Here is a 667-nt window from a genome sequence, read left to right as displayed (position 1 = left end):
CGGCAGCGCGCGTGCTGTTCGTGCAGGACGACATCGCCGACAAGGTGATGGGCATGCTGGCCGGCGCGATGGCCGAACTGAAGGTTGCCGACCCGGGTGAACTGTCCACCGACGTCGGCCCGGTGATCGACGCCGACGCCCTGCAGATCCTCAAGGATCACGCCGTGCGCATGGACGCCGAAGCCCGCCTGATCGCCACCGCACCGCTGTCCGAGGCTGCCGCCCACGGCACCTTCTTCGCACCGCGCGCCTACGAGCTGAAGGATCTGGGCCAGCTGCACCAGGAGATCTTCGGGCCGGTGCTGCACGTGATCCGCTGGAAGGCCGATCAGCTGGACGCAGTGATCGACCAGATCAATGCCACCGGTTATGGTCTTACCCTGGGCGTGCATTCGCGCATCGACGAAACCGTTGACCGCATCGCCTCGCGCGTCAACGTCGGCAACGTCTACGTCAACCGCAACCAGATCGGCGCAGTGGTCGGCGTGCAGCCGTTCGGCGGCCAGGGCCTGTCCGGCACCGGCCCCAAGGCCGGCGGCCCGCACTACCTGCTGCGTTTCGCCACCGAGAAGACGGTGACGGTGAACACCACCGCCGCCGGCGGCAACGCCTCGCTGCTGACCCTGGGCGACTGATTCAACCAGCCGCATCGTGATTGAGAAAAAAA

At 66.6% G+C, this 667-nt stretch carries 1 protein-coding gene; it reads left to right on the top strand.

Going from position 1 to position 667, the window contains the following annotated elements; genetic code table 11:
• The coding region (locus tag ABB27_RS19025) for an aldehyde dehydrogenase family protein (protein WP_152984703.1) at nucleotides 1–635 on the top strand (635 nt) is incomplete at its 5' end.
• Nucleotides 636–667 lie beyond the last annotated feature (32 nt).

The organism is Stenotrophomonas terrae (assembly GCF_001431465.1).
Classification (GTDB): Bacteria; Pseudomonadota; Gammaproteobacteria; order Xanthomonadales; family Xanthomonadaceae; genus Stenotrophomonas; species Stenotrophomonas terrae.
This window is presented reverse-complemented; position numbering and strand designations above follow the sequence as displayed.